The 25,885-nt window shown below is 75.4% G+C and carries 6 protein-coding genes and 1 pseudogene (1 of these 7 cut by a window edge); 4 read left to right on the top strand and 3 right to left on the bottom strand.

Annotation, left to right across the window (positions count from 1 at the left end):
• The coding region (locus tag ACLJQM_RS37520; RefSeq protein WP_410635061.1) for a class II fructose-bisphosphate aldolase at nucleotides 1-377 on the top strand (377 nt) is incomplete at its 5' end.
• Between the two features lie 7 nt (nucleotides 378-384).
• Here the strand turns inward: ACLJQM_RS37520 and ACLJQM_RS37515 are convergent.
• The gene (locus ACLJQM_RS37515; protein ID WP_247024781.1) at nucleotides 385-825 is read right to left on the bottom strand and encodes a PTS sugar transporter subunit IIA; all 441 of its coding nucleotides are present in this window, start codon (nucleotides 823-825) and stop codon (nucleotides 385-387) included.
• A gap of 317 nt (nucleotides 826-1,142) precedes the next feature.
• Between ACLJQM_RS37515 and ACLJQM_RS37510 the strand changes: the two genes are divergently transcribed.
• From ACLJQM_RS37510 to ACLJQM_RS37500, 3 genes are all read left to right on the top strand, one after another.
• Nucleotides 1,143-3,965, top strand: coding sequence for an ATP-binding protein (locus tag ACLJQM_RS37510; RefSeq protein WP_410635060.1), 2,823 nt, complete (start codon nucleotides 1,143-1,145; stop codon nucleotides 3,963-3,965).
• A 159-nt stretch (nucleotides 3,966-4,124) separates the two neighbouring features.
• Complete coding sequence (locus ACLJQM_RS37505) at nucleotides 4,125-7,076, top strand: AAA family ATPase (RefSeq protein ID WP_410635058.1); 2,952 nt, start codon at nucleotides 4,125-4,127, stop codon at nucleotides 7,074-7,076.
• A gap of 4 nt (nucleotides 7,077-7,080) precedes the next feature.
• The gene (locus tag ACLJQM_RS37500; protein ID WP_410635057.1) at nucleotides 7,081-9,753 is read left to right on the top strand and encodes a LuxR C-terminal-related transcriptional regulator; all 2,673 of its coding nucleotides are present in this window, start codon (nucleotides 7,081-7,083) and stop codon (nucleotides 9,751-9,753) included.
• A 243-nt stretch (nucleotides 9,754-9,996) separates the two neighbouring features.
• On the opposite strand, the pseudogene ACLJQM_RS37495 reads toward ACLJQM_RS37500, so the two are convergent.
• Nucleotides 9,997-10,455, bottom strand: a pseudogene (locus ACLJQM_RS37495) (carbamoyltransferase C-terminal domain-containing protein); the annotation flags it as partial.
• Nucleotides 10,456-10,611: 156 nt separating this feature from the next.
• Nucleotides 10,612-25,885: the 3' portion of an SDR family NAD(P)-dependent oxidoreductase gene (locus tag ACLJQM_RS37490; protein WP_410635056.1), read on the bottom strand. The gene runs 12,203 nt beyond the window's last position; the window shows 15,274 of its 27,477 coding nt (coding positions 12,204-27,477); the start codon falls outside the window, past its right edge — the gene reads right to left on this strand; its stop codon occupies nucleotides 10,612-10,614.

Raw genomic sequence — 25,885 nt, 5'->3', positions numbered from 1 at the left:
ACGTCAAGCTCCGCCCCGACGTGCTCAAGGGCGGCCAGGAAGCAGCAGCGAAGAAGCTCGGCCTCGACAGCGGCGCGAAGCCGTTCGAGCTGGTCTTCCACGGCGGCTCGGGCTCACTGCCGGAGGAGATCCGCGAGGCGGTGTCCTACGGCGTGGTGAAGATGAACGTCGACACCGACACCCAGTACGCGTTCACCCGCCCGATCGTGGACCACTTCTTCAAGAACTACGACGGCGTCCTGAAGATCGACGGCGAGGTCGGCAACAAGAAGGTCTACGACCCGCGCTCGTACCTGAAGGCCGCCGAGGCCGGCATGGCGGCGCGGATCGTCGAAGCCTGTGAAGCGCTCGGCTCGGCCGGCACCCGGCTGAAGTAACCGATTTTCACGCTTCCCGGAGGATCCGGGTGATTTCCCCCGGATCCTCCGACGCGCGCAGGACGTCCAGGTGCGTCGGGTGGACGAGCAGCGCGGTGATCCGGCAGAGGATTTCGACGTGCTCGGCGGCCGACGCGGCGATCGCGATGCACAGCGAAACCCGTTCGCCGTCCCACGGCACGGGAGTGGTGAACCGGGTGAACGCCAGCCCCGGGTTCACCAGCAGGTAGTCGTGGACGTGCAAACCGTGCGGAACGGCCATCCCGTGCCCGAGGTAGGTCGACGCACGGCGTTCCCGCGCGTGCAGCGAGTCCCGATATCCCGTGTGGACGGAGCCGGATGTTTCGAGCGTTTTCCCGATGTGCGCCAAGGCTTCCCAGCGGGTGGCGGCCCGGACCCCGAGCTCCACCGAGCGCACGGACAGGGACAGCACTTTTTCGTTCGTCACTGAGGGTTCTTTCTGGGGGATGCGGAGAAAAGACGGCCGGGTCACGTCGTCGTGCGCGCTCACCGTACGCCACGCGAACGCGATCCGGCGAAAACCCGGTCGCGCGTCACACCATTCGAAAAAATTACGCGAAAATACTTCGAATCCGTTATCGGATGCTCCTGTCAAGCATTTCCGCGGAAATCTGGGGAAAACCGGGTCCGCGCGGCCGCTGCCAGGCGCGCAGGAGCCCGGTGCCGCGCGCGTCGGGCCGATGGGCCAGGCTGGGAACGCCCGCCGGGCTCCCGGCCGGGCCTGCGCGCGCGGACGGGAGAAACGTGGCTGTTCGGAGTGGGGTGCGGGGATCGGCCCGGCCGGAGCTGGCGGGCCGGGACTGGGAACTGCGGGTGCTCACCGACCGCGCTCGCGCCGCCGCCCTCGGCGAAGGACAGGCGGTGCTGCTGCGCGGGCCCGCCGGGATCGGCAAGACCGGCCTGCTGGCCGTCGCGCTCGACGAACTGGACCGGACCGCCGCCACCGTGCTCACCGTGACCTGCGCCGACACCGGCGGCGGGGCCTACGAAGCGGTCCGGACGCTGTTCGGTCCACTGTGGCCACGCGGGGACGCCGGCGAGGCCGGCCTGCTCAGCGGCAGCGCCCGGCTCGCGCTGCCCGCGCTCGCGCCCGACCGCGTCGACGGCTCCGCCGACACCTACTCCGTCATGCACGGCCTCTCCTGGCTGGTGGCCGGCCTGGCCGCCCGCGGCCCGGTCGTCCTCGCGGTCGACGACGTCCAGTGGTGCGACGAGACCTCCTTGCGGTGGCTGAGCTTCCTGCTGCGCCGGGCCGAGGACCTGCCGGTGCTGGCGCTGATGGCCCAGCGCACCGGGCCGGGCGAACCGGGCCCGGCGGTGCTCGCCGAGATCGGCACGGCCGTGAACTGCCTCGCCGTCGACCTCGCGCCGCTGGCCGAGGACGCGGTCGCCCGCGTACTGGCCGCCGGGTTCGGCGTGCCACCGGACCGGGAGTTCGTCCGCCACGCCGTCGACATCACCGGCGGCAACCCGTTCCTGCTCGACCGCGTGGTCGGCGCGCTGCGCGACCGCGTGCCCCCGGACGCCGGGCACGTCGGCGTGCTCGACGAGCTCGGCCGGGAGGCGGTGGTCCGGCCGCTGCTGGACCGGCTGTCGCCGGACGCGCTGGCCGTCGCGCGCGCGATCGCGGTGCTGGGCGGCGAAGAGCTGGAGACGATCGCCGCGCTCGCCGGTACCCGGCCCGGGCCGGCCGGTCACGCCGTGCGCGCGCTGCGCGAGGGCGAGCTGCTCGAACCCGACCGGCTGGACTACGCCCACGACCTGATCCGCACGGCCGCGCTGAACACCGCGTCGCCCGCCGACCTGGCCCGGCTGCGCGAACGCGCGGCCACGCTGCTCAACGACAGCGGCCGCTCCAGCGAGGAGGTCGCCGTCCACCTGCTGGTGCTCGACGGGCCGCCGCAGCCGTGGATGGTCACCGTGCTGCGGGAAGCGGCCGCGGCGGCGGAAAGCCGGGGCGCCCCGGCGGCGGCCGCGCGGTACCTGACGCAGGTGCTGCGCGCCCACGAGGACGACGTCACCGTGCTCGTGCACCTGTCCCGGGTGCTCGGGCAGACCGACCCGGCGGCGTCGCTGAAGCACCTCGAACGCGCGTTGCGGCTGGTGGCCGATCCGCGGCGGCGGGTGCCGATCGTCATGCAGTACGTCATGGTGTCGCTCGGCGCCCAGAACTCCCGGCGGTCCTACGCGCTGGCGACCGAGGTGGCCGACGCGCTGGACGCCGTCGCCGGTCCCGACCCCTCGCCCGCCGACCGGGCGCTGCGCATGGTCGGCCAGTCGGCGCTGCTGCTGTCCGGATTGGACGAGAAGGCCACCGTCGCCCAGGTCGGCGCCCGGTTCCGCGACGTCGTCCCGCCGCCGGGCGACACCGCCGAGGAACGCGAACTGCTGGGCATGCTCTCGTCGCTGGACACGCTGCAGGGCCGCCCCGCCGCGGAAGTCACCGCCCAGGCCGCGCAGGTGCTGCGCATCGGCGACGTCGCCCCGGGCGGCTGGGCCGTGCTCGGCGCCGTGCTCACCCTCTACCTCGCCGACCGGCCCGAGCCGGCGCTGGCGGCGGTCGGCGGCGTGCTCGACCACGCGCAGCGCCGCGGCCAGGGCTGGACCTACATCCTCGGCGCGACCACGCGGGCGCTCGTCCACCAGTTCTGCGGCAACCTCACCGACGCGCTGGCGGACGCGCAGTACGCGTTCGACGTCATCACGCAGGAGCGCTGGGCGCCCGGGACCGCGATGCCGCAGGCCGTGCTGGGCTCGCTGCTGGTGCGTCACGGCGACCCGGCCGGCGCGGAGCGGGCGCTGGCCGCGATCGAGCGGCCCCGGCTCGAGCACTTCACGCTCGAGTACCACTGGTACCTGGTCGCGAAGGCCCGCGCCCGGGCCGCCGTGGGCGACGTCGAAGGCGCGCTCGCCGTGTTGCGGACGTGCGGGGAAAGCCTGGCGGGCAACGGGATCGGCAACCCGGTGCTGGCGCCGTGGTGGTACGAATCGGCGGAGCTGCTGGCCGGGCTCGGCCGCCGGGCCGAGGGCGAGGCGGTGCTCGACGACGTCGAGCCCGCGGTCCGCCGCTGGGGCACGAACCGGGCGCTGGGCATGCTCGAGACGTCGCGCGGGGTGCTCGCCGACGGCGACGCGGCGATCGAGCGGCTGCGCGACGCGGCGGAGCTCCTGGCGGATTCGCCCGCGAAGGTCGAGCAGGCGAAGGCCGAGTACCTGCTCGGCAGGCGGCTGCTGGCCCGCGGCGACGCCGAGGGCGCGCGGGACCGGTTGCGCCGGTCGATCGACCTTTCCGTGCGCAGCCGTGACAAGCAGCAGCTCGGCCTTTCGCTGCCGGCGCTGGCCGAGGCGGGCGGCCGGATGCGCCACGGCACGGATTCGCCGTCCGACGCACTGACCGGCAGCGAGCGGCGGGTGGCCCAGCGAGCCGCGGAGGGCGCGACCAACCGGGAGATCGCGGAGTCTTTGTTCATCACCCAGCGAACGGTCGAGGTGCACCTGACGAGCGTCTACCGGAAGCTCGGCATCGGCGGCCGTGCCGAACTGGCGGCAGCGTTGCGCGACCACTGAGTCACGCAAGGTCGCGGATTGCCCGGCCGTCCCCGCGAATTCTGGCCGGGCGGGCAGAGCTCCGGCGTGCGGTGGCCGCCCCGGTGTCGAGACCGCTATGGCGGCTTAGGCTGCCCTCGGCCCGGCTCGACGTCGACCGGCCGCGGAGGAGGTCGTCCCGTGCGCGAACCGCGTCTCGTCGGCCGGGAGCGCGCGGTGAGCGTGCTCGACGACCTGGTGGCGGGGCTGGGCCGGGGGCTCGGGGCGACGGTGGGGATCTCCGGTGCCGCGGGAGTCGGGCGGACGGCGTTGCTGCGGCGGGCTCTGGGCGCGGCTCCGGGTGCGTCGGCTTCTTGTGTGCCGGACGGGGTTCCGTTCGGGGCGGTGACCCAGCTCGCGTCGGCTTTGGTGCCGCCGGCGGATTTCGGTGACCTGGTGGGTGCGTGCTTGGCCGACCCCGAGCGTGCCGCCGGGCTGCTGTGTGACGCGTTCGCCGGGTTGGCGCGCGAGCGGGCGCTGGTGCTGGCGGTCGATGATCTGCAGTGGGCGGACGAGTGGTCGCTGCGGTGGTTCACGGAGATGGCCGGGCGGACGGCACCGGTGCTGCTGATCGCGACCGCGTACGAGCCGGTTGCGGTGGGGCAGCGGATCGCGGTGGGGCCGTTGGGGCCGGCGGAGACGACGACGTTGGTGCGGCAGCTGCTGGGTGAGCTGCCGGCGGAGGTGGAGACGGCGGTGCTGGCGGTCGTCCGCGGACGACCGGCGGTGCTGCACGACCTGGCTGCGACGCACGGGCCCACGCCGGCGGAGTGGACCCCGGCTCGGGTGGCGGCCGCGGGGCGGGAAGTCGTGTCGGTGCGGGCGGCGCGGATCCGGCGTGGCCTGCCGCCGGGGGCGCTGGCGCTCGTGCGGGCGATGTCGGTTTCGGAGCGGCTGGACGTCGTCGCGGCGGTCGGGCTGGCCGAGTTGCCGGCGGCGGACGTGCCCGGTGCGTTGAGTGCGCTGGAGGCGAGCGGCCTGGTGACGGACGGGCGCCCGGCGGAGCCGCACCTGGCGGCCGATGTGCTGGCGGAGCTGGCCGAGCCGGAGCGGGACGGGCTGTACCGCCGCGGTGCGGAACTGGCGCACCGGAGCGGGGCGGGTGCGCTGGTCGCGGCGGAGCTGCTGCGCGCCGCGCCACCGGTCGGCGAGCCGTGGGCACGGGCGGTGCTCGAAGAGGCGGCGGAACAGTGGTCGGCCCAGGGCAACCCGGTGGCGGCGGCCGATTCCCTGCGGCGTGCGCTGGCCGAGCCTGCCTCCGCGAGCGACCGGGCGGCGCTGCTGGTCCGGCTGGCTTCGGCGGTGGTCCGCCGCGAACCCGACCACGCCGACCGCCGGCTGGTCCAGGTCCTGGCGGAACCGGCACTGGCCACCCTCCCGGCCACCACGACGGCCGCCGACCTCCTCCTGGCCCGCGGGGACGCGGAAACGGTGCACCGCCTGGTGGCGGAACCGGGCCGGGCATCCACTGTGGACCCCGCATTGGTGGCGCTGGGGAGGCTCGCCCGCGAGGAAGCCGCGGCCGATCCGGAGATGCCGGTACCCCCGCTACCCGGCCCGGACGCGATCGACGGTGACGCGGGCCAGAACCCGGCCCCCGCCGCACCGGCACCCGACCCGGCCACGATCGGCCCGCATGCATTCCGCAGCAGCACACCAGTACCCGAACCGCACGCATTCAGCGGTAGCGCGGGCCAAAACCACACCACCGCACCCGCACCCGACCCGCACGCACTCCGCGATAGCACGGGCCAAAACCACACCACCACGCCAGCACCCGACCCACACGCACTCAATCGCGACACAAACGAAAACCACACCACCACGCCAGCACCCGACCCACACGAACTCGATCGCGACACGAACAAAAACCACACCACCGCACCCGCACCCGCCCCACACGCACTCCGCGATAGCACGGGCCAAAACCACACCACCACGCCGACACCCGACCCGCACGCCCTCAGTCGTGACGCGAGCGAAGACCGCATCCGCTTCGGCCGCCCAACGCGGGCAACATCCGAACCACCCGCCATCGGCACGCCCCCGGCCAGGGCGCTCCCACCCTTCCCCCGTGCGCAGGATCCCGCCTCCGCCGGGGTCACCGCCTTCCGGCTGGCTGTCCGGGGGGAACAGCGGGGCGCCGTGCTCGACCTTGCCGCGCAGGCGCTCGTCGTGCGGGAGGAAGCTCCCCTCATGCCGCGGATCGCCGCTTGCCGGGCGTTGGTCTGCGCCGGGGTCCTCGCCGAGGCCACCGACGCCCTGACCGTCGTCATCGCGGCCGCCCGGCGGCGGGATGCCCGGGCCGCCGCCGCGCGGGCGTTGGTGCACCGGGCCGCCGCCGTGCTGAGGGATGACCGGCCTGAGGAGGCCCTCCGCGACCTCGCCGCCGCCGATCGGGAGCTGCCCGTTCGCTGCTGGCACCCGCTCGCCATGCCCGCCCGGGCCGCCGTCGAGATCACCGCGCAACTGCGGCTTGGACGGCTCGAACACGCCCGGCACCTCGCCGCCGAGCCACTCCCCCGCGGCAGCGAGCACGGAGCCGCAACCGCGTTCCTCCGGCACGCCGAGGCCGAACTCGCCCTCGCCGAAGACGACCCCGGCACCGCCCTCCACGCCGCCCTGGAGTGCGGCCGGGTGCTGCGCTCGCGCGGCTGGGTCAACCCGATGGTCGCCGCCTGGCGGACGACCGCGAGTCTCGCGCTGCGCCGGCTCGGAGACCACGGGGCCGCCGCCGCGCTCGCCGCCGAGGAGCTGGCCCTCGCCGAACGCTGGGGTACCGCCGCCGCGCTCGAGCCGTTGCGCGAGCGGGCCTCCGCCGGGCTCCGGCGGACCGTGCCCGCGCCACGGCGGCCCGCCGACCCGCTGCCCGCGCCGCGGTTCCCGGCCCGGCGCCCCGACGCGCTGTCGCCCGCCGAACGGGACGTCGCCGAGCTCGCCGCCCGCGGGCTGGCCAACCGGGAGATCGCCCGGGAACTGTCGATCGCGCTGCGGACCGTCGAACTGCGGCTGACCAAGGTCTACCGCAAGCTCGGCCTCAAGGGCCGGGCCGCGCTCGCGGATCACTGGCCCACCCGGACGCCGGGGAGCTGACGCGATGCTGTTCGAACGCGAAACGCAGGAAGCCGCGCTCCGCGAAACCGGTGAAGTCGTTGCCGTACGCGGGGAAACCGGCACTGGACGCTCGGCGCTGCTCCGGCTCTTCGGCCGCCTCGCCGCCGACGGAGGTGCGCGGGTGCTGCGGGCGGGTGGGGCGCCCGCCGAGCGGGACCTCCGCTTCGGCGTCGTGCGGCAGCTCGTCCTGCCCCTGGTCGGCGACCCGTGCGCGACCGGCCTGCCACCGATCGCCGCGAAACTGCTCCAGTCGGCGGCCGGGCCGGACTGCAGCGGCGCCGTGCCGCTGCTCCACGGGCTGCACGTCCTGCTGGTCTCGCTCGCCGCCCGCGAGCCGGTCGTCGTGCTGGTCGACGACGTGCGCTGGGCCGACGAACCTTCGGTGCGCGCCTTGGCTTTCCTCGCCGGCCGGCTGCGCGGGACGCGGGTGCGGCTCGGGGTCGTGCTGCCCGACAGCCCGCGTGCGCCGGCGCTGCAGGAGATCGCCCGGATCGCCGGACCGGGCGTGCGAGCCCACGCGCTGTCGCGAAACGGCACGCGCCGGGTGGTCGACGCCCGGCTGGACGCCGACCCCGCGTTCGCGACCGCCTGCCACGAGCTCACCGGCGGCCGGCCGAAGGACCTCGACGAGCTGTTGTCCCGCGCGTTCGCCCACCGGCTCACCGGCCGGGCCGTGGACTGCGTGCCGCTGCGTCAGCTCGGAGCCTCCGTACAACGGGAACGGCTGCGGCTGCTGGTGCGGCGGGAACCGGAGGTCGGAGCGCTGGCGCGGGCCGTCGTCACGCTCGGGCGGCACGCGGAACCCGAGCTCGTCGCGCGGCTGGCCGGGCTGGACGCGGCCGCGTGCGCCGAAGCTCGCGCCCTGCTCGGTGCCGCGTGGCTGGGCACCGCCGTCGACGGGCGGCTGGTGCCCGAGCCCGCGCTGGTGCGGGTGGTCGAGGAGACGCGGAGCGCGGCGGACACCGCGGCCGCGCACCGGGCCGCGGCCGCTTTGCTTGCCTCACAAGGGTTTCCGCCCGAGCACGTCGCCGCGCAGCTGCTCAGCGTCGACGCCCTGCGCGGTCCCGAAGACGTCACGACGCTGCGGACGGCGGCCGTCGCGGCCCAGCGCCGCGGCGCCCCGGACCTGGCCGCGCGCTACCTGCGGCGTGCCTTGCTGGACCTGCCGCCCGACGACCCCGGCCGCGCCCGGCTGCTGACCGAGCTGGCCGCCGCCGAACCCGATCCGCGGGCGGCCGTGCGGTACCTGGTGCAGGCCGCGCCGCTGCTGCCCGCGGGCCGCGAACGGGCCGAAGCGGTCGCCCGGATCCCGCTCACCGCCGCCGCGCGCGGGCCGCTGGTGACCGACCTGGTCCGGACGGCGACCGGCGTCGACGACCCCGGCCTCGTGCCGCGCCTGGAAGCCCGGGAGTGGTTCGCCGCGCTCGAAGAGCCGGGCCGGGCGGCCGCGGCGGCGCGGCGGCTGCGGCAGCTGCCCGACCGGCCGCGCAACCCCGGCGACCGGGAGCTGCGCGCGGTGCTGCTGCTGGCCGCCACGCTCGGCGGGCGCGTCACCGCCGCCGAAGCCGCCCGCCACGCCGGTGTCCTGCTGGACCACGAGCCGGCGCGGACCGTCCGGGCCGGCACCGCGCTGCGGATCGTCCCGCTCGTGCTGATCGCCGCGGGCCGGCCGGACGCCGTCGCGCCGTGGCTGGCGTCGGCGGGCGGGCCGCGGGCCACGACCGCGACGCGCGTGCTCGTCGACGTCCACCAGGCGCTGGCGCTGCTGTCCCGCGGCCGGTTCGCCGAAGCCGCGGAACCGGCGGAGCGGGCGTTCCGCGCGGCCGAGCCCGGTGGCTACGACGTCTTGGCGCTGCCGGCCACGACGGTGGCGCTGGTCGCGGACTCGGCACGCCGCCGCGACCTGGCCCGGCAGGTGCTCGAAGACCTCCCCGACAGCGACGACCTAGCCGTGTTCGCGGTCCGCCGCGGCCTGCAGGGGATGCTGGCCGCCCGCGAGAACCCGGACGCGGCGCTCGCGCAGTTCCTCGACCGCGGCCGCCTGCTGGACCGGGCGGGCTGGCGCAACCCGGCGATCTACGCCTGGCGCGGGTCGGCGGCGCTGCTGGCCCGGAGGCTCGGCCGGACCGAGCAGGCGCGGCAGCTCGCCGAGGAGCACCACCGCCACTCCCTCGCGTGGGGCGCGCCCGCGATCGTCGGGCGGTCGCTGCGGGTGCTCGCCGCACTCGCCGGCCGACGGCACGCGATCGAGCTGCTGCGGGAGGCGGTCGACCTACTGGACGGCGCGCCCGACGAACTCGAAGCGGCGAAGGCCTGCGCCGACCTCGGCACCTGCCTGCGCGAGACGGAACCGGAGGCGGCACGGCGGTTGCTGTCCCGCGCGCGGGAGCTGGCCGAAAGCTGCGGCGCGGGCCGGCTCGAAGCACGCGAGGACGGCACGTTCGGCCACGCGGAGCAGCCCCGGCCCACGGTGGAGCTGACCGCGGGCGAGGCGACCGTCGCGCGCCTGGCGGCCGGCGGGCGGACGAACACCGAGATCGCGGGCGAGCTGAGCATCAGCCGCCGGGCCGTCGAGAAGCACCTGACGAGCCTGTACCGCAAGCTGAAGATCGACGGCCGCGCCCAGCTCGCCTCGGTGCTCGGCGCCGGGTCGTGAGTGAGAAACAGGGTTAGAACCCTGTTTCTCACTCACGAGCCCGCTGGATCGCGGGCGGTCGTGGTCCTCCCGGCACTGGTGGTACGCGTCGGGGCCAGGTCCGGCGCCAGGTGGCCGAGCCGCGTGCTGCCGTCGAGCCGGGTCAGCAGCTCGTGGGTCTCCGCCGGTACCGGGCCCCCGGGTGGTCGAGGTACACCTGGTGCACGGTCTCGCCGCCGGTGCGGGTCGTCGTGCGCAGCCGCGTCACCGGGCGGAACGCGAAGACCAGCTCGGCCAGTGCCGCGGCCCGGTCGAGGCCCGGGCGGACGACGAAGTCAACGTCGTCACGGCGTCGGCGACGGTCTGCACGATCGGCTCGGCGTTGTTGTCGAACGAAGTGTTGAGCACCACCGGCGTGCCGGTCGCGCGCCCGAACCCCTCGATCAGCGCGGGTTCGCGTCCGCTTCGACGAACCTGCACCCGCGCGGTTCCGTCGATGTGGGTGACCGCGCCGAGCTCCTCGCGGCGGTCGGGACGCACCGCAGCGCGAACGCCATGAAGTCGAAGTTGCCGCGCGGCGCGGGGATCTCGAAGTACTCGGCGGCGGCTTCGGCGGTCACCGACGGCGCGAACGGCCGGGTCGGCGAGGATGCTGCGGTAGCCGAGCGAGCGCGGCCCGAACTCCGACGCGCCCTGCACCCAGCCGAGCACCGAGCCTTCCGCGAGCCGCTGCGCCGACCGCGGCGATCTCCTCGGGTCTCACGTCCGCCTTCGCCCGACAAGGCTCGCACCGCTCTGGCCGGGAACTTCGTGGTCTGCTTGATCCGGTTGAGCCGCTCCTCCTCGACCGCGGCGCCGAGTTCGCCGTCGCGGATGCGGTCAGTCGCCGGCTCCGAGCTTCTCGTCCAGGAGCGCGAACATCTCGTCGTCGCTGGCCTCGTCGAAGTCGAAGCCGCCGTCGACGTCGTCGCGCCCGCTCCACGCGCCGCGCACCTGCTCCAGGCGCGCGGTGATCTCCTCGTGGGCGCCGGGGTCGATCGCGGTGTCCCGCAACGCCTTCTCCAGCCGGGCCAGGTCGGCGAGGATCGCCTGCTCCGGCTTCTCGTCCGGGGCGAGCAGTTCCGCCAGGTGCGCGGCGAGATCGCGCGGGGTCGGCTGGTCGAACGCCAGCGTCGCGGGCAGGGCCAGGCCGGTCACCGCCGTGAGACGGCGGCGCAGCTCGACCGCGGTCAGCGAGTCGAAGCCCAGCTCCGTGAACGCCTGGTCCGGCCCGACGCTGTCCTGGTCGCCGTGCTCCAGCACGACCGCGACGACGTCGGCGACCACGTCCAGCAGCAGCTCGATCCGCTCCGCCGCGCCGAGCCCGGCGAGCCGGGGCGCGAGGTCGGGCACGGCCGCCGCCGGACGGGCCGTCGCCCGCCGGGGCGGGACGAGAGCGCGTAGCACCGGCGGGACGTCGTCGAGGGCGCGCAGCGCGGGCAGGTCGAGGTGCACCGGCACGACGAGGGGGTCGATGCCCGCGCGCACGGCGTCGAACGCGGCCAGGCCGTCGTCGGGGGCGAGGAGCCCGACGCCGGCGCGGGCCAGCCGCCGGATTTCCGCTTCGGGCAGGGCCGCGGTCATGCCGGTCTCGGCCGTCCACGGTCCCCACGCCAGCGACACCGCGGGCAGGCCGCGGCGCTGCCGGTGGACGGCGAGCGCGTCGAGGACGGCGTTCGCGGCCGCGTAGTTCGCCTGCCCGGCCCCGCCGAACGTGCCCGCCAGCGAGGAGAACAGCACGAATCCGGCGAGGTCGCGCCCGGCCGTCAGCTCGTGCAGGTGCCGGGCGCCGTCGGCCTTGGGCCGCAGCACGGTGTCGAACCGCTCCGGCGTCAGCGCGCCGACGACGCCGTCGTCGAGGACGCCGGCCGCGTGCACGACGGCGGTGAGCTCGAGGCCGTCGAGCAGCGCCGCGACCGCCGAGCGGTCCCCGACGTCGCAGGCCCGCACGTCGGCTTCGGCACCGAGCTCGGCGAGGTCGTCGAGGAGGCCGGGTTCGGCGCGGCCGGACCGGCTGACCAGGACCAGGTGCCGGTGCCCGCCGGCGGCGAGGCGGCGGGCGACCAGCGCACCGAGACCGCTGGTGCCGCCGGTGACGAGCACCGCCCGGTCGCGGTCCCACTCGGTGCCGGGCTCGCCCGGGGTGGCCCGGCCGACGCGCGCGGCCGAGACGGCACCGTCCTTGATGGACAGTTCCGGTTCGCCGTCGCCGAGGAAGTCCCGCGCCGGCGCGGATCCGTCGGAGTCGACGAGCACGAACCGGCCCGGGTTCTCCTGCTGCGCGGACCGCACCAGGCCCCAGACGGCGGCCGCGGCGAAGTCTTCGCCGTCGAGCGCGCCGGCGGTCCGCACGACCAGCTTCGCCGCGGTGAAGCGCGGTTCGGCCAGCCACGTCTGCACGAGCGCCAGCACGTCGGCCGTGGCGGTGCGGACGTCCGCACCCGACGGGACGGTCACCTCGACGAACTCGGGCACCACGGCCAGTCCGTCCAGCGCGTACCCGGAAACCGTGACGACTTCGGCGGGTGCGGGCGCGACCGGAGCCCAGTTCAGCCGGTAGAGGTGCGCGGCCTGCGGCTGCCCGGCTTCGCGCACGGTGAGCCCGTCGACCGACGCCACCGGTGCGCCGGACGCGTCGGCGATGGCGAGGCTGATCGTGTCCGGGCCCGCCGGGGCGAGCCGGACGCGCAGGTCGGCGGCGCCGGGGCGGTGGACGGACACGCCGCGCCAGGTGAACGGCAGCGCGGGCGGCGCGCCGGGGTCGGCCACCAGCTGGGCGTGCAGGACGGCGTCGAGCAGCGCCGGGTGCAGGCCGAAGCCCTCGGCCTCGTCGACGCGGACTTCGGCGAACAGCTCGTCGCCGCGCCGCCACAGCGCCTTCAGGCCCTGGAACGCGGGGCCGTAGGTGAACCCGCGGTCGGCCAGCGCGTCGTAGGCACCGTCCACGGTGACCGGTACCGCGTCCGCGGGCGGCCACTCTCCCACCTCGAACGCAGGCGCCGGATCCGGGGTGACGACGCCGGTCGCGTGCCGGGTCCAGGTGCCGTCGTCGCCGCACGAGTGGATCTCCACCGGGCGGTGGCCGTTCGCGCCGGGCGCGCCGGCCGCGACCTGCACGGTGACCCCGCCGGTGAGGACCAGCGGCGCCAGCAGCGTCAGGTCGTCGACGCGCGGGCAGCCCGCCTGGGTGCCGGCGTGGCGGGCCAGTTCGAGGAACGCCGTGCCGGGCACGAGGGTCGCGCCGAAGACGGTGTGGTCGGCCAGCCACGGCTGCGCGGACGCCGACAGGCGGCCGGTGCTGACGAGCGTGCCGGTCCCGGCGACCTCGACGGCCGCGCCGAGCACCGGGTGCCCGCCCCCGCGCCGGTCACCGGCCGGGCGGGCCGGCGGCCAGAACCGCCGGTGCTCGAACGGGTACGCGGGCAGGTCGGCCCGCGGCCCCTCGGTGGCCCAGCCGACGTCGAGCCCGGAGACGTGCAGCCGGGCCAGCGCGGTCAGGAACGTCCGGTCTTCGGCGCGGTCGCGGCGGGCGACCGGGACGACGACCGCGTCGGGGACATCGACCAGGCCGGCCAGCACGGCGTCCGGCCCGACCTCGACGAACCGGGTCACCCCGGCCAGCCGCTCGAGGGCGTCGGCGAAGCGGACGGTTTCGCGCACGTGCCGGACCCAGTACGCCGGATCGGTCACGTCGCCCGAAGTGATCAGCGGGAGCTTCGGCTCGGCGAAGCTGAGCCCGGCGACGACTTCGCCGAACTCCGCCAGCATCGGGTCCATCAGCAGCGAGTGGAACGCGTGCGAGACGCGCAGCCGGCGCTGCTTGCCGAACCGGGCCGCGACGGCGGTCACCGCGTCTTCGTGGCCGGACAGCACCAGCGACGCCGGCCCGTTGACCGCCGCGAGGTCGGCGCCCTCGCCCAGCAGCGGGCGGATGTCGGCTTCGGCCGCCTGGACGGCGATCATCACGCCGCCTTCGGGGAGCGCGCCCATCAGCCGGGCGCGGGCGGACACCAGCGCGCAGGCGTCGTCGAGGGTCAGCACGCCGGCGACGTGCGCGGCCGCGATCTCCCCCACCGAATGCCCGGTGACGAAGTCCGGGCGCACGCCCCGCGACTCGAGCAGCCGCGCCGCGGCGACCTCGAAGGCGAACAGCGCCGGTTGCGTGTATTCGGTGCGGTGCACGCGTTCGTCGGCCAGCGCGGACCGGACGGCCGGGTCGAGCCGGTCGAGGACGTCGTCGTAGGCGGCGGCGAAGACCGGGAAGCGCGCGGCCAGCTCGCGGCCCATGCCCGGCCGCTGCGCGCCCTGCCCGGAGAACAGGAACGCGGTCGGTCCGGCGGTGGCCACGCCGTCGACGACGTCCGGCGACGGTTCGCCGGCGGCGAAGGCGGCCAGCGCTTCGGCGGGCCGTTCGGAGACGACGACCGCGCGGTGCGCGAACCGTGAGCGCAGGCTCAGTGCCCGGCCGACCGCACCGGCGGGCAGGTCGTCCACTGTGGACGTCAGGCGGATCGCTTGGGCGCGCAGCGCCGCGGCCGAGCGCGCGGACAGCGGCCAGATCGCCGGCCCCTCGAGCTCTTCGGCCGGGGCGGCCACCTCGGGCGCCTGTTCGATGATCACGTGCGCGTTCGTGCCGCTGATCCCGAACGACGAGATCCCGGCTCGCCGCGGCCGGGCCGCCGACGGCCAGGCCCGGCTCTCGGTGACGACCTCGACCGCGCCCGCCGCCCAGTCCACATGGGACGACGGAGTGCCCGCGTGCAGGCTCGCCGGGACGACGCCGTGCCGCATCGCCTGGATCATCTTGATGATGCCCGCGACGCCGGCCGCGGCCTGGGTGTGGCCGATGTTCGACTTCACCGAGCCCAGCAGCAGCGGGGTTTCCCGGTCCTGGCCGTAGGTCGCCAGGAGCGCCTGGGCCTCGATCGGGTCACCCAGCGCGGTCCCGGTGCCGTGCGCCTCGACGACGTCGACGTCCGAAGTGGACAGACCGGCGCCCGCGAGCGCGGCCCGGATGACCCGCTGCTGCGACGGGCCGTTCGGGGCGGTGAGGCCGTTGGACGCGCCGTCCTGGTTCACCGCGGAACCCTTGACCACGGCGAGGATCCGGTGGCCGTTGCGGAGCGCGTCGGACTGCCGTTCCAGGACCAGCAGGCCGACGCCTTCGGCCCAGCCGGTGCCGTCGGCGTCGTCGGAGAACGCCTTGCAGCGCCCGTCCGGCGAAAGCCCGCGCTGACGGGCGAATTCGACGAACGTCGCCGGGGTCGCCATCACGGTGACCCCGCCGGCCAGCGCCAGGGTGCACTCCCCCGACCGCAGCGCCTGGCTCGCCCAGTGCAGCGCCACCAGCGACGACGAGCACGCCGTGTCCACGGTGACCGCCGGGCCTTCCAGGCCGAGCGTGTAGGCGACGCGCCCGGATGCGACGCTCGGCGCGCTGCCGTTCCCTTGCTGGCCTTCGTAGTCGCTGCCGGCGAGCAGGCCGCCGTAGTCGCTGTACATCACGCCGGCGAACACGCCGGTCGCGGACCCGCGCAGGGTCGCCGGGTCGATGCCCGCGTGTTCCAGCGCCTCCCACGACGTCTCGAGCAGCAGCCGCTGCTGGGCGTCGGTCGCGACGGCCTCCCGCGGGCTCATGCCGAAGAACGCGGCGTCGAAGTCCGCGGCGCCGGCCAGGAACCCGCCCGCCCGCGCGTAGGTCGTGCCCGGGTGGTCGGGGTCGGGGTCGTAGAGCGCGGACAGGTCCCAGCCGCGGTCGGCGGGGAACGGGCCGACGGCGTCGCGCCCGGCCGCGACCAGCTCCCAGAACTCGTCCGGCGACGCGGCACCGCCCGGGTAGCGGCAGCCCATGCCGACCACGACGATCGGGTCGTCGTCGCGGGCGCGGACCGGGCGGGTCCCGGCGGCCGGTGCGTCGGCGCCGGTCAGCTCGGCCAGCAGGAACGCGGTGAGCGCCGCGCTGTTCGGGTGGTCGAACACGAGCGTCGTGGGCAGCCGCAGGCCGGTCGCGGTGGCGAGCCGGTTGCGCAGTTCGACGCCGGTGAGCGAGTCGAAGCCCAGCGCGGAGAACGCGCGGGACGGCTCGACGGCCGCGTGGTCGGCGTGCCCGAGCACGGCCGCGACCTGCGCGGTGACGACGTCGGCGACGACTTCGTGACGCTCGGCTTCCGGCAGTCCGCGCAACCGCTCGGCGAGCCCGCCGGTGGCGGCCCGGCGGGTGGTCGCGCGGACCAGCCCGCGCAGCGGAGCCGCGATCTCGCCGGACGCGGTCGCGGCGAGCCGGACCGGCACCAGCGCCGGCGTCCCGGCACCGACGGCCGCGTCGAACAGGGCGAGGCCGTCTTCGGCGGTCAGGGCCGTGATGCCGGCCCGGGCCATCCGCGCGACTTCGGCGCCGCTCAGCTCGGCCGTCATGCCGCCGACCCCGGCCCACGGGCCCCAGGCGAGCGACACCGCGGGCAGCCCGCGAGCGACACGGTGCTCGGCGAGGGCGTCGAGGTAGGCGTTGGCGGCGGCGTAGTTCGCCTGTCCCGCGCCGCCGATCGTGCCCGCGACCGAGGAGAACAGCACGAACCCGTCGAGGTCCGCGGTCAGCTCGTGCAGCAGCCACGCGGCTTCGGCCTTCGGGCGCCACACGCGCTCGAACCGCTCGCCGGTCATCGTTTCGACCGTGCCGTCGTCGAGGACGCCGGCCGCGTGCACGACGGCGGTCAGGCGGTGGCCGTCGAGGACCGCGGCGAGGGCGGCGCGATCGGTGACGTCGCAGGCGGCGACGGTCACCTCGGCCCCGGCCTCGGTCAGCTCGGCGACGTCGGCCTGTCCGCTGCGGCTCAGCAGCAGGAGGTGGCGCATGCCGTGCTCGGTGACCAGGTGCTTCGCCAGGAGGCGGCCCAGGCCGCCGGTGCCGCCGGTGATCAGGACGGTGCCGTCGGGGTCCCAGCCGAGCGGCGCCGGTTCCGCGGGCGCCTTCGCGAGCCGCGGGACTTCGACGACGCCGTCCCGCACGCGGGCCTGCGGCTCCCCCGAGACCAGGGCGACGTCGGCCGGATCGGCGCTGTCGACGAGGGCGAACCGGCCCGGGTGCTCGGACTGCGCAGCGCGGACCAGGCCCCACACCGCGGCGGCGTCGAGGTCGGTGCCGTCGGTGGCGCCGGTGGTGTGGAAGACGAGTTCGGCGTCGCGGGGCTCGGCGAGCCAGTCGCGGACCAGGTCCAGAGCCCGCGCGGGACCCTCGGCCGTGACGACGACCCGCTCCGGCCGCTCGCCGCGGGCCGGGGTGGCCGGGACCCAGTCGAGCCGGAACAGCGCGTCCCGGGTGCGGGTTGCCGTCGCGGGCCGGAACGTCACCGCGTCGACCTCGGCGACCGGATTGCCATCCATGTCCACAAAGGACAGCGCAACAGCGTTCTCGCCGGCCGGGGTGATGCGGACGCGCAGGACCGGCTTGCCCGTGGTGTACCGGCGGACCCCGCGCCAGCTGAACGGGACGTGCGGCCGGTCATGCCCGGCGGTGAGCGCGACCGCGTGCAGGGCGGCGTCGAGCAGGGCCGGGTGCAGCCCGAACGCCGCGGCCGGCTCGTCGCCGAGGCTCAGTTCGGCGAAGACGTCGTCGCCGTGACGCCAGGCGCGGCGCAGGCACTGGAACGCGGGCCCGTAGCCGAGGCCGAGCGCAGCGAGGCGGTCGTAGGCGTCGGTGAGGTCCAGGGGCTCGGCGTCACCGGGAAGGGTGGCGTCCCGTCGCACCGCCGAGGTTTCCGGTTCGAGGACACCGGTCGCGTGCCGGGTCCAGGCACCGTCGCCGCCTTCGGGGCGGGAGTACACGCCGAAGTCGCGCAGCTCGTCGGCGCCCGGTTCGGCCACGCGGACCTGCAGGTGCACGGCCGCGTCCGGCGGGATGACGAGCGGTTCGAGGACGGCCAGCTCGCGCACGGCGCCCATCGTCAGGGCCAGCTCGGTGAAGGCCGCGCCGGGCAGGACGGTCGAGCCCCGCACGGTGTGGTCGGCCAGCCACGGCTGCGCGGCCAGGGATAGCCGGCCGGTGAGCAGGCGGCCGGTGCCGTCGGCGAGGTCGACCGCGCCGCCGAGCAGCGGGTGGCCGGTCGCGCCGAGCCCGAGTCCCGCGGGGTCGCCGGCGCCGTGGCGGGGCGCGGGCCAGAAGCGTTCGTGCTGGAACGCGTAGCCCGGCAACGGAACCGCGCGGCCGTCGGCGAGGCCGGGCCACTCGACCGGCAGGCCGGCCGCGAAGAGGCGGGCGAGCGCGGTGCGGAAGGTGCGGGGTTCGTCGCGGTCGCGGCGCAGCAAGGGCACGACCACGGCGTCGTCGTCCGCGGCGAGCCCGGCGAGGACGGCGTCCGGGCCGACTTCGACGAACTTGTCGACGTGCCACGCCCGCAGCGCACCCAAGGCGTCGGCGAAGCGGACCGTGTCGCGGACCTGCCGCACCCAGTACGCCGGATCGGTGACGCTTCCGTTCGCCACCACGGGAATCGCGGGTTCGCGGTAGGTCACCCCGGCCGCGGCTTCGCCGAACTCGGCGAGCATCGGGTCCATCATGGACGAGTGGAAGGCGTGCGAGACGGAAAGCTGTTTGGTGTCCCCGAAGTGCGCCGCGATCGCCGTGACGGCATCCTCGGGGCCGGAGAGCACGACCGAGCGCGGGCCGTTGACGGCGGCGAGGCCGACCCCGCCGGTGAGCAGCGGCCGGACGTCGTCCTCGGCGGCTCGCACGGCGACCATCGCCCCGCCGGGCGGCAGGGCCTGCATCAGCCGGCCGCGGGCGGTGACCAGCCGGGCCGCGTCGGCCAGGGAGAACACCCCGGCGACGTGCGCGGCCGCGAGCTCGCCGATCGAGTGCCCGGCGACGTAGTCCGGGCGGACGCCCCGCGCGGTCAAGGTGTGGAACAGCGCGACTTCGACGGCGAACAACGCCGCCTGGGCGTACTCGGTCCGCTCCAGCGCGGCCGCGTCTTCACCCCACATGACGTCGCGGACCGCCGGGTCGAGTTCGGCGAGCACGGTGTCGAGCGCGGCCGCGAAGTCGGGGTCGGCGGCCAGCTCGCGGCCCATGCCGAGGCGTTGGGAACCCTGACCGGAGAACAGGAACGCGGTCTTGCCGGGCGCGGGCGCGCCGGTGACGACGTCCGGGTGGTCGATACCCTCGGCGAGCGCGGTCAGTGCGTCCTCGCCGAAGACGACGGCCCGCTCGTCGAAGCGGGCGCGGCCGCGGGCGAGGGTCCACGCGGCGTCGCGCGGGTCGTGGTGTCCGATGTGGACGCCGAGCCGCTTTGCCTGCGCACTCAGTGCTTCCGGCGTTTTGGCACTGACCAGCCACGGCACCTCGGGCGCCGGTGAGCGCTCGGGTGCCGGGCGCGGCGCGGGCTGTTCCAGGATGACGTGGGCGTTCGTGCCGCTGATCCCGAACGACGACACGCCGGCCCGGCGGGGACGTCCGGCGTCGGGCCAGGCCGTTTCCGCGGTGGCCAGCTCGACGGCGCCCGCGGTCCAGTCGACGTGCCCGGACGGTTCGGTGACGTGCAGGGTCCGCGGCACGACGCCGTGGCGCATCGCCTGGACCACCTTGATGATCCCGGCGACCCCGGACGCGGCTTGCGTGTGCCCGAGGTTCGACTTCACCGACCCCAGCAGCAACGGCGTTTCGCGGTCCTGGCCGTAGGTCGCAAGGAGAGCTTGGGCTTCGATCGGGTCGCCGAGGGTGGTGCCGGTGCCGTGCGCCTCGACGACGTCGACGTCCGAAGTGGACAGACCGGCGCCGGCGAGCGCGGCGCGGATGACCCGCTGCTGCGACGGTCCGTTGGGGGCGGTGAGGCCGTTGGACGCGCCGTCCTGGTTCACCGCGGAACCCTTGACCACGGCGAGGATCTCGTGGCCGTGGCGCTCGGCGTCGGAAAGCCGTTCCAGGACGAGGATGCCGACGCCCTCGGACCAGCCGACGCCGTCCGCGCTGTCCGAGAACGGCTTGCAGCGGCCGTCGGTCGCGAGGCCGCGCTGGCGGGAGAACTCGACGAACGCGGTCGGCGTCGACATCACCGTGACGCCGCCGGCGAGGGCGAGGTCGCAGTCCCCGGAGCGCAGGGCCTGCGCGGCCCAGTGCAAGGCGACCAGCGACGACGAGCACGCCGTGTCCACGGTGACTGCCGGGCCTTCGAGGCCGAGGGTGTAGGCGACCCGGCCGGAGGCGACGCTGCCCGCGCTGCCGCTGGTCTTGTAGCCCTCGGCGTCTTCGCCGCCGTCGAGCAGGCGGCTGTAGTCGCCGTACATGACTCCGGCGAACACACCGGTGGCGGAGCCGCGCAACGATGACGGGTCGACGCCCGCGCTTTCCACCGCGGCCCAGGAGGTTTCGAGCAGCAAGCGCTGCTGGACGTCGGTCGCGACGGCTTCGCGCGGGCTCATGCCGAAGAACCCGGCGTCGAAGCCGGCGGCGTCGTGCAGGAAACCGCCGTGGCGGGTGTAGGACGTGCCGGGGTGGGCCGGGTCGGGGTCGTAGAGGGCGTCGAGGTCCCAGCCGCGGTCGGCCGGGAAGCCGGTGACGGCGTCGCCGCCGGCGCGGACCAGCCGCCACAGGTCCTCGGGCGATTCGACCCCGCCCGGGTAGCGGCAGGCCATGCCGACGATGACGATCGGGTCGCCGTCGACGGCCCTCGCGGTGGGTGCCGCTTCGGCCGGTGCGTCGCCGGCGAGGTGGTCGGCGAGCGCGCCGACGGTCGGGTAGTCGAAGACGAGCGTCGCGGGCAGCCGCAGCCCGGTGGCGGCGGTGAGCCGGTTGCGCAGCTCGACGGCGGTGAGCGAGTCGAACCCGAGTTCGGAGAACGACTTGGCGGGGGTGATCCGCTCGGTACCGTGGTGGCCGAGGACGCGCGCGACCTCGTTCGCGACGACGACCGCGGCCTCGGCCCGGCCACGCAGCCGCCGTTCCGCCACTCGGCGCGCGGTGACGCGCACGAGACCGAGCAAGGGGTACGGGAGCTCTTCCCTTCGGCGCAGGACGGCCTTGTCCAGGCGGACGGGCAGCACCACGGGCGCGCCGTCGGCGAGCGCGGCGTCGAAGAGCGCGGTGCCCTGCTCGATCGTGAGCGGCGGGTAGCCGGCGCGGGCGAGCCGGTTCACGCCGCTGTCGCCGAGGTCGGCGGTCATGCCGGAGGTGGGGACCCATGGGCCCCAGGCGAGGCTCACGGTGTGCGGGCGGTGGCGGGCGAGGGCGTCGAGGAACGCGTTGGCGGCGGCGTAGTTGCCCTGGCCGGGGAGGCCGAGGGTGCCGGAGACGGAGGAGAAGAGGACGAGGGTGGTGGTTTCGCCGACGAGTTCGTGCAGGTACCAGGCGGCTTCGGCCTTGGGCCGGTGGACGGCGGCCAGGCGCTCGGGGGTGAGGTCGGCGAGGAGGGCGTCGTCGAGAACCCCGGCGGCGTGGACGACCGCGGTGACGTCTCGGCCGTGGAGGAGTTTTCGGAGCGCGTTCCGGTCGGCGACGTCACAGGCGGCGATGGTGACTTCGGCGCCGGCTTCGGTGAGTTCGGCCGCCAGTTCGGCGGCGTCGGGGCTGTCGGGTCCGCGGCGGCTGACGAGGAGCAGACGGCGCGTCCCCCGCTCGGTGACCAGGTGCCGGGCGATGACGGCACCGAGTCCGCCGGTGCCGCCGGTGATGAGGACGGTGCCGTCGGGGTCCCAGGAGGCGGCACTTTCACGTGAAAGTGCCGGGGTCAGGCGGGCGGCGAGGAGGGATTTGCCGCGGAGGGCGAGCTGGGGTTCTTCGCTCGCGAGGGCGGCGAGGAGGAGATCGCCGGAGACGAGCGGCGGCTCGGTCGAAGGGAGGTGGCCCGCGGCAAGGTCCATCGGCTGCGGGTCGGCCGAAGCGAGGTCGCCCGCGCCAAGGTCTCCCGACGGTGGCTTGGCCAGCTGCGGCTCGGCCGGCTGGCGCTTGGCCTCGGCGAGGTCACCCGGCTGCGGATCGCCAGCGGAGACCGGCAGTGGGTCGGCCTCGGAGAAGGCGCCCGGCAGCAGCTCGCCCGCGGAAACCGGCAGGGACTCGGCCGCACCCACGTCACCCGGCAGCAGCTCACCCGCGGAAACCGGCAGCGACTCGGCCGCACCCACGTCACCCGGCAGCAGCTCACCCGCAGAAACCGGCAGCGACTCGGCCGCACCCACGTCGCCCGGCTGCGGCTCGACCGCGGTCGAGGCTGTCAGCTGCGGGGCCGGGGCCGGCTGGCTTGGCAAGTCCACCAGGCCGAAGCGGCCCGGGTGCTCAGACTGTGCCGCGCGGATCAGGCCCCATGCCGCGGCCGCTGGGATGTCTGTTCCGTCCGTTGCGCCGCGGGTCAGGAAGACCAGCTTGCCCGTCTCCGACTCCGCGACCCAGCGCTGGGCCAGCTCCAGCGCCCGGCAAGTCAGGTCGTGCGCTGAAGCCGGGACGTCCGCCTCACCGGCGAGGCACGTCACCACCAGCGGCGCTCCGGTGAGGTCCGCGGTGGTGGGCAGCGCCAGCCCGAACGGGTTGTCGCCCCAGAGGAGCGCCGAGGGCGTCTGTGCGGGGGACGGTACGGGGGTCCAGTCCAGCGTGAACAACGCGTCCGAGCGCTGCGCCGCCGCCGTGCGGTGTTCTCGCAGGTCGAGGGCGTCGATTGTGGCCACTGGGGTGCCGTCGGGGGCCGTCAGTGACAGGGCGTCGCCGCGTACGTGGACCCTCAGCGCCACCGCGCCCGACGCGTGCAGGGACACGCCGCGCCACGAGAACGGGAGCACCCGGGTGGGTGTGCCGGGGCGCAAAGTGAGGGCGTGCAGGGCCGCGTCCAGCAGGGCCGGGTGCACGCCGAACTCCGCCGCCTCCTCGTGGTGCTCGGCGTCCAGCTCCACCTCGGCGAACACCTCGCCACCACGGCGCCAAGCCGCGCGCAGGCCGCGGAACCGGGGGCCGTACTCGAAGCCGTCCGCCGCGAAGTCCGGGTAGAAGTCCTCCAGGGCGACCGGCTCCGCGTCCGCGGGCGGCCACTCCTCGGGGCCGGGAGCGGGAGAAGGTGACGCCGGGCTCAGGGTGCCGGTCGCGTGCTCGGTCCAGGAGTCCTCTTCGGACTGTCGCGAGTGGATGGCTACCACACGGGCACCGCCCTCCCCCGGCTCTCCGACGCGCACCTGCACCCGCGCGGGCACCACCAGCGGGACGGCCATCGTCAGCTCGTCGAGCCGCGGGCAGCCGCACTCGTCGCCCGCGCGGATCGCCAGTTCGGCCAGGGCCGTGCCCGGCAGGAGCGTCGTGCCCGCCACCACGTGCTCCGCCAGCCACGGCTGTGCGGCCACCGACAGCCGGCCCGTCAGGACGAGTTCGTCCGAGCCGGCCAGTGCGACGACGTCGTCGAGCAGCGGGTGCGCCCTCGTCCCCGGTGCGCGGACCGGTCGCGGCGCGGGCCAGAACCGCTCGCGCTGGAACGGGTACGTGGGCAGCTCCACCGGCCGGCCGGGCGCCGTCGCGGATCGCCAGTCGACGTCGACCCCGGCCACGAACAGCCGGGCCGCGGCCTCGGTGAACGCGGCTTCCTCGCCGCGGTCGCGCCGCATCAGCGGCACCGCGAGACCCTCGGGCACCAGCGCGGACAGCACGCCGTCCGGCCCCGCCTCGACGAACCTCGTCGCGCCGGATCCGGTCAACGTCGTGACGGCGTCGGCGAACCGGACCGCCTCCCGCGCGTGCCGCACCCAGTAGTCCACAGTGGTCGGTTCCACCGTGGAATCCACAGTGGAGACGAAGGGAATTCGCGGAGAAGAAAAAGTCAATCCACGAAGGACTTCGGCGAACTCCGCGAGCATCGGCTCCATCAACGGCGAGTGGAACGCGTGCGACACCGCAAGCCGACGCGTCTTCTCGAACCGGGAGGCCACCACGCCGACCGCCGAGGTCGTTCCGGAAAGGACGATCGATCGGGGCCCGTTGACGGCGGCGATCGCGACGTCCGGGCCGAGCAGCGGCCGGACCTCCTCCTCGCTCGCCACCACCGCGACCATCGCGCCGCCGCCGGGCAGTGCCTGCATCAGCGCGCCGCGCGCGACGACCAGGCGGCACGCGTCGGACAGCGAGAACACCCCGGCGGCGTGCGCGGCCGCGATCTCCCCGATCGAATGCCCGGCGACGACGTCGGGCGCGATGCCCCATGACTCGGCCAGCCGCACCAATGCGACCTGCAGGGCGAACAACGCCGGTTGCGCGAATTCCGTGCGGTCCAGCCGGGTCTGGTCGTCGCCACGCACGACGGCCACGACCTCGGGGCCGAACTCCGCGAGCACGGCGTCGTACGCCGCCGCGAAGACCGGGAACCGGCGGGCCAGTTCGCGGCCCATGCCGGTGCGCTGGCCGCCTTGGCCGCTGAACACGAACGCGGTCTTCCCGGGCACGGCGGCGCCCGTGACGGCGGCCGGGTGGTCGAGCGTCAAGGCCTCTCGGGTGGTCGCCGGGTCGGTGGCGAGCACCACGGCCCGGTGCGCGAACCGCGACCGGGCGGCCAGGGTGTGCCCGGTGTCGAGAGGCGCGTCCGCGAACGCGGCCAGGGCTGCCGCCTGCGCGTGCAACGCCGTCTCGGACTTCGCCGACAGCGGCCACGGTACGACCGCGGGCGTGGGCACCGGTGACCGGTCGGGGCCGGCCGGGGGTTGTTCGAGGACGACGTGGGCGTTGGTGCCGCTGATCCCGAACGACGAGACCGCCGCGCGCCGCGGCCGGCCGCTTTCGGGCCACTCGGCCGGTTCGCCGAGCAGTGTGACGCCGCCGTCCGCCCAGTCGATGCGTGACGACGGGGTGTCCGCGTGCAGGGTGCGCGGCAGCACGCCGTGCCGCATCGCGAGGACCATCTTGATCACGCTCGCGACACCCGCGGCGGCTTGCGTGTGCCCGATGTTGGACTTCACCGAACCCAGCAGCAGCGGGGTCTCCCGGTCGCGGCCGTAGGTCGCGATGAGCGCCTGCGCCTCGATCGGGTCGCCCAGCGGGGTGCCGGTGCCGTGGCCGTCCACCGCGTCGACGTCCGAAGTGGACAGCCCGGCGTCGGCCAGCGCGGCGCGGATGACGCGTTGCTGCGAGGGGCCGTTCGGTGCGGTGAGGCCGTTCGACGCGCCGTCCTGGTTGAGCGCACTGCCCCGGACCACGGCCAGGACCCGGTGCCCGTTGCGCTCGGCGTCGGAAAGCCGTTCCAGCAAGAGCATTCCGGCTCCTTCCGCCCAGCCGGTGCCGTCCGCGCCGTCACCGAAGGAGCGGCAGCGGCCGTCCGCCGACAGGCCGCGCTGGCGGGAGAACTCGATGAACGTCGACGGCGTCGCCATCACCGTCACACCGCCGGCGAGCGCGAGGTCGCACTCCCCCGAGCGCAGGGCCTGCGCGGCGAGGTGCAGCGACACCAGCGACGACGAACACGCCGTGTCCACGGTGACCGCCGGACCTTCGAGACCGAGCACGTAGGACACCCGGCCGGACGCGACGCTGCCCGCGCTACCGCTGGTCAGGTAGCCCTCGGCGTCCTCGCTGCCGCTGAGCAGACTGCTGTAGTCGTGGTACATCACGCCGGCGAAGACGCCGGTCGCGGTGCCGCGCAGGCTCGCCGGGTCGATGCCCGCGCGCTCGACGGCCTCCCACGACGTCTCGAGCAGCAGCCGCTGCTGGGCGTCGGTGGCGAGGGCTTCGCGGGGGCTCATGCCGAAGAACTCGGCGTCGAACTCCGCCGCGTCGTGCAGGAACCCGCCGTGGCGCGTGTAGGACGTGCCGGGGTGCGCGGGGTCCGGGTCGTAGAGTGCGTCGAGGTCCCAGCCGCGGTCGGCGGGGAACTCCGAGACGGCGTCGCGGCCTTCGCGGACCAGGTCCCAGAGCCCCTCCGGCGTGCGGACCCCGCCCGGGTAGCGGCAGGCCATGCCGACGATGACGACCGGGTCGCCGGTGGCCGCGGCCGGACGGCGGACCTCGGCGGCCGGGGCGTCGGCGTCGAAGAGCTCGGCGAGCAGGTGCGTGGCGAGCGCGGTGACGGTCGGGTGGTCGAACACCAGCGTGCTCGGCAGGCGCAGCCCGGTGGCGGCGGCGAGGCGGTTGCGCAGGTCGACGCCGCTGAGCGAGTCGAAGCCGAGG

Source organism: Amycolatopsis sp. cmx-4-83 (assembly GCF_046548815.1).
Lineage (GTDB): Bacteria > Actinomycetota > Actinomycetes > Mycobacteriales > Pseudonocardiaceae > Amycolatopsis > Amycolatopsis pretoriensis_A.
Note: the sequence above shows the minus strand (reverse complement) of the source record. Positions and strands in the feature narration are given on the sequence as shown.

Coding starts and splice junctions, on each gene's coding strand:
- ACLJQM_RS37500 (WP_410635057.1), top strand. CDS start 7,081: ATGCTGTTCGAACGCGAAACGCAGGAAGCCGCGCTCCGCGAAACCGGT.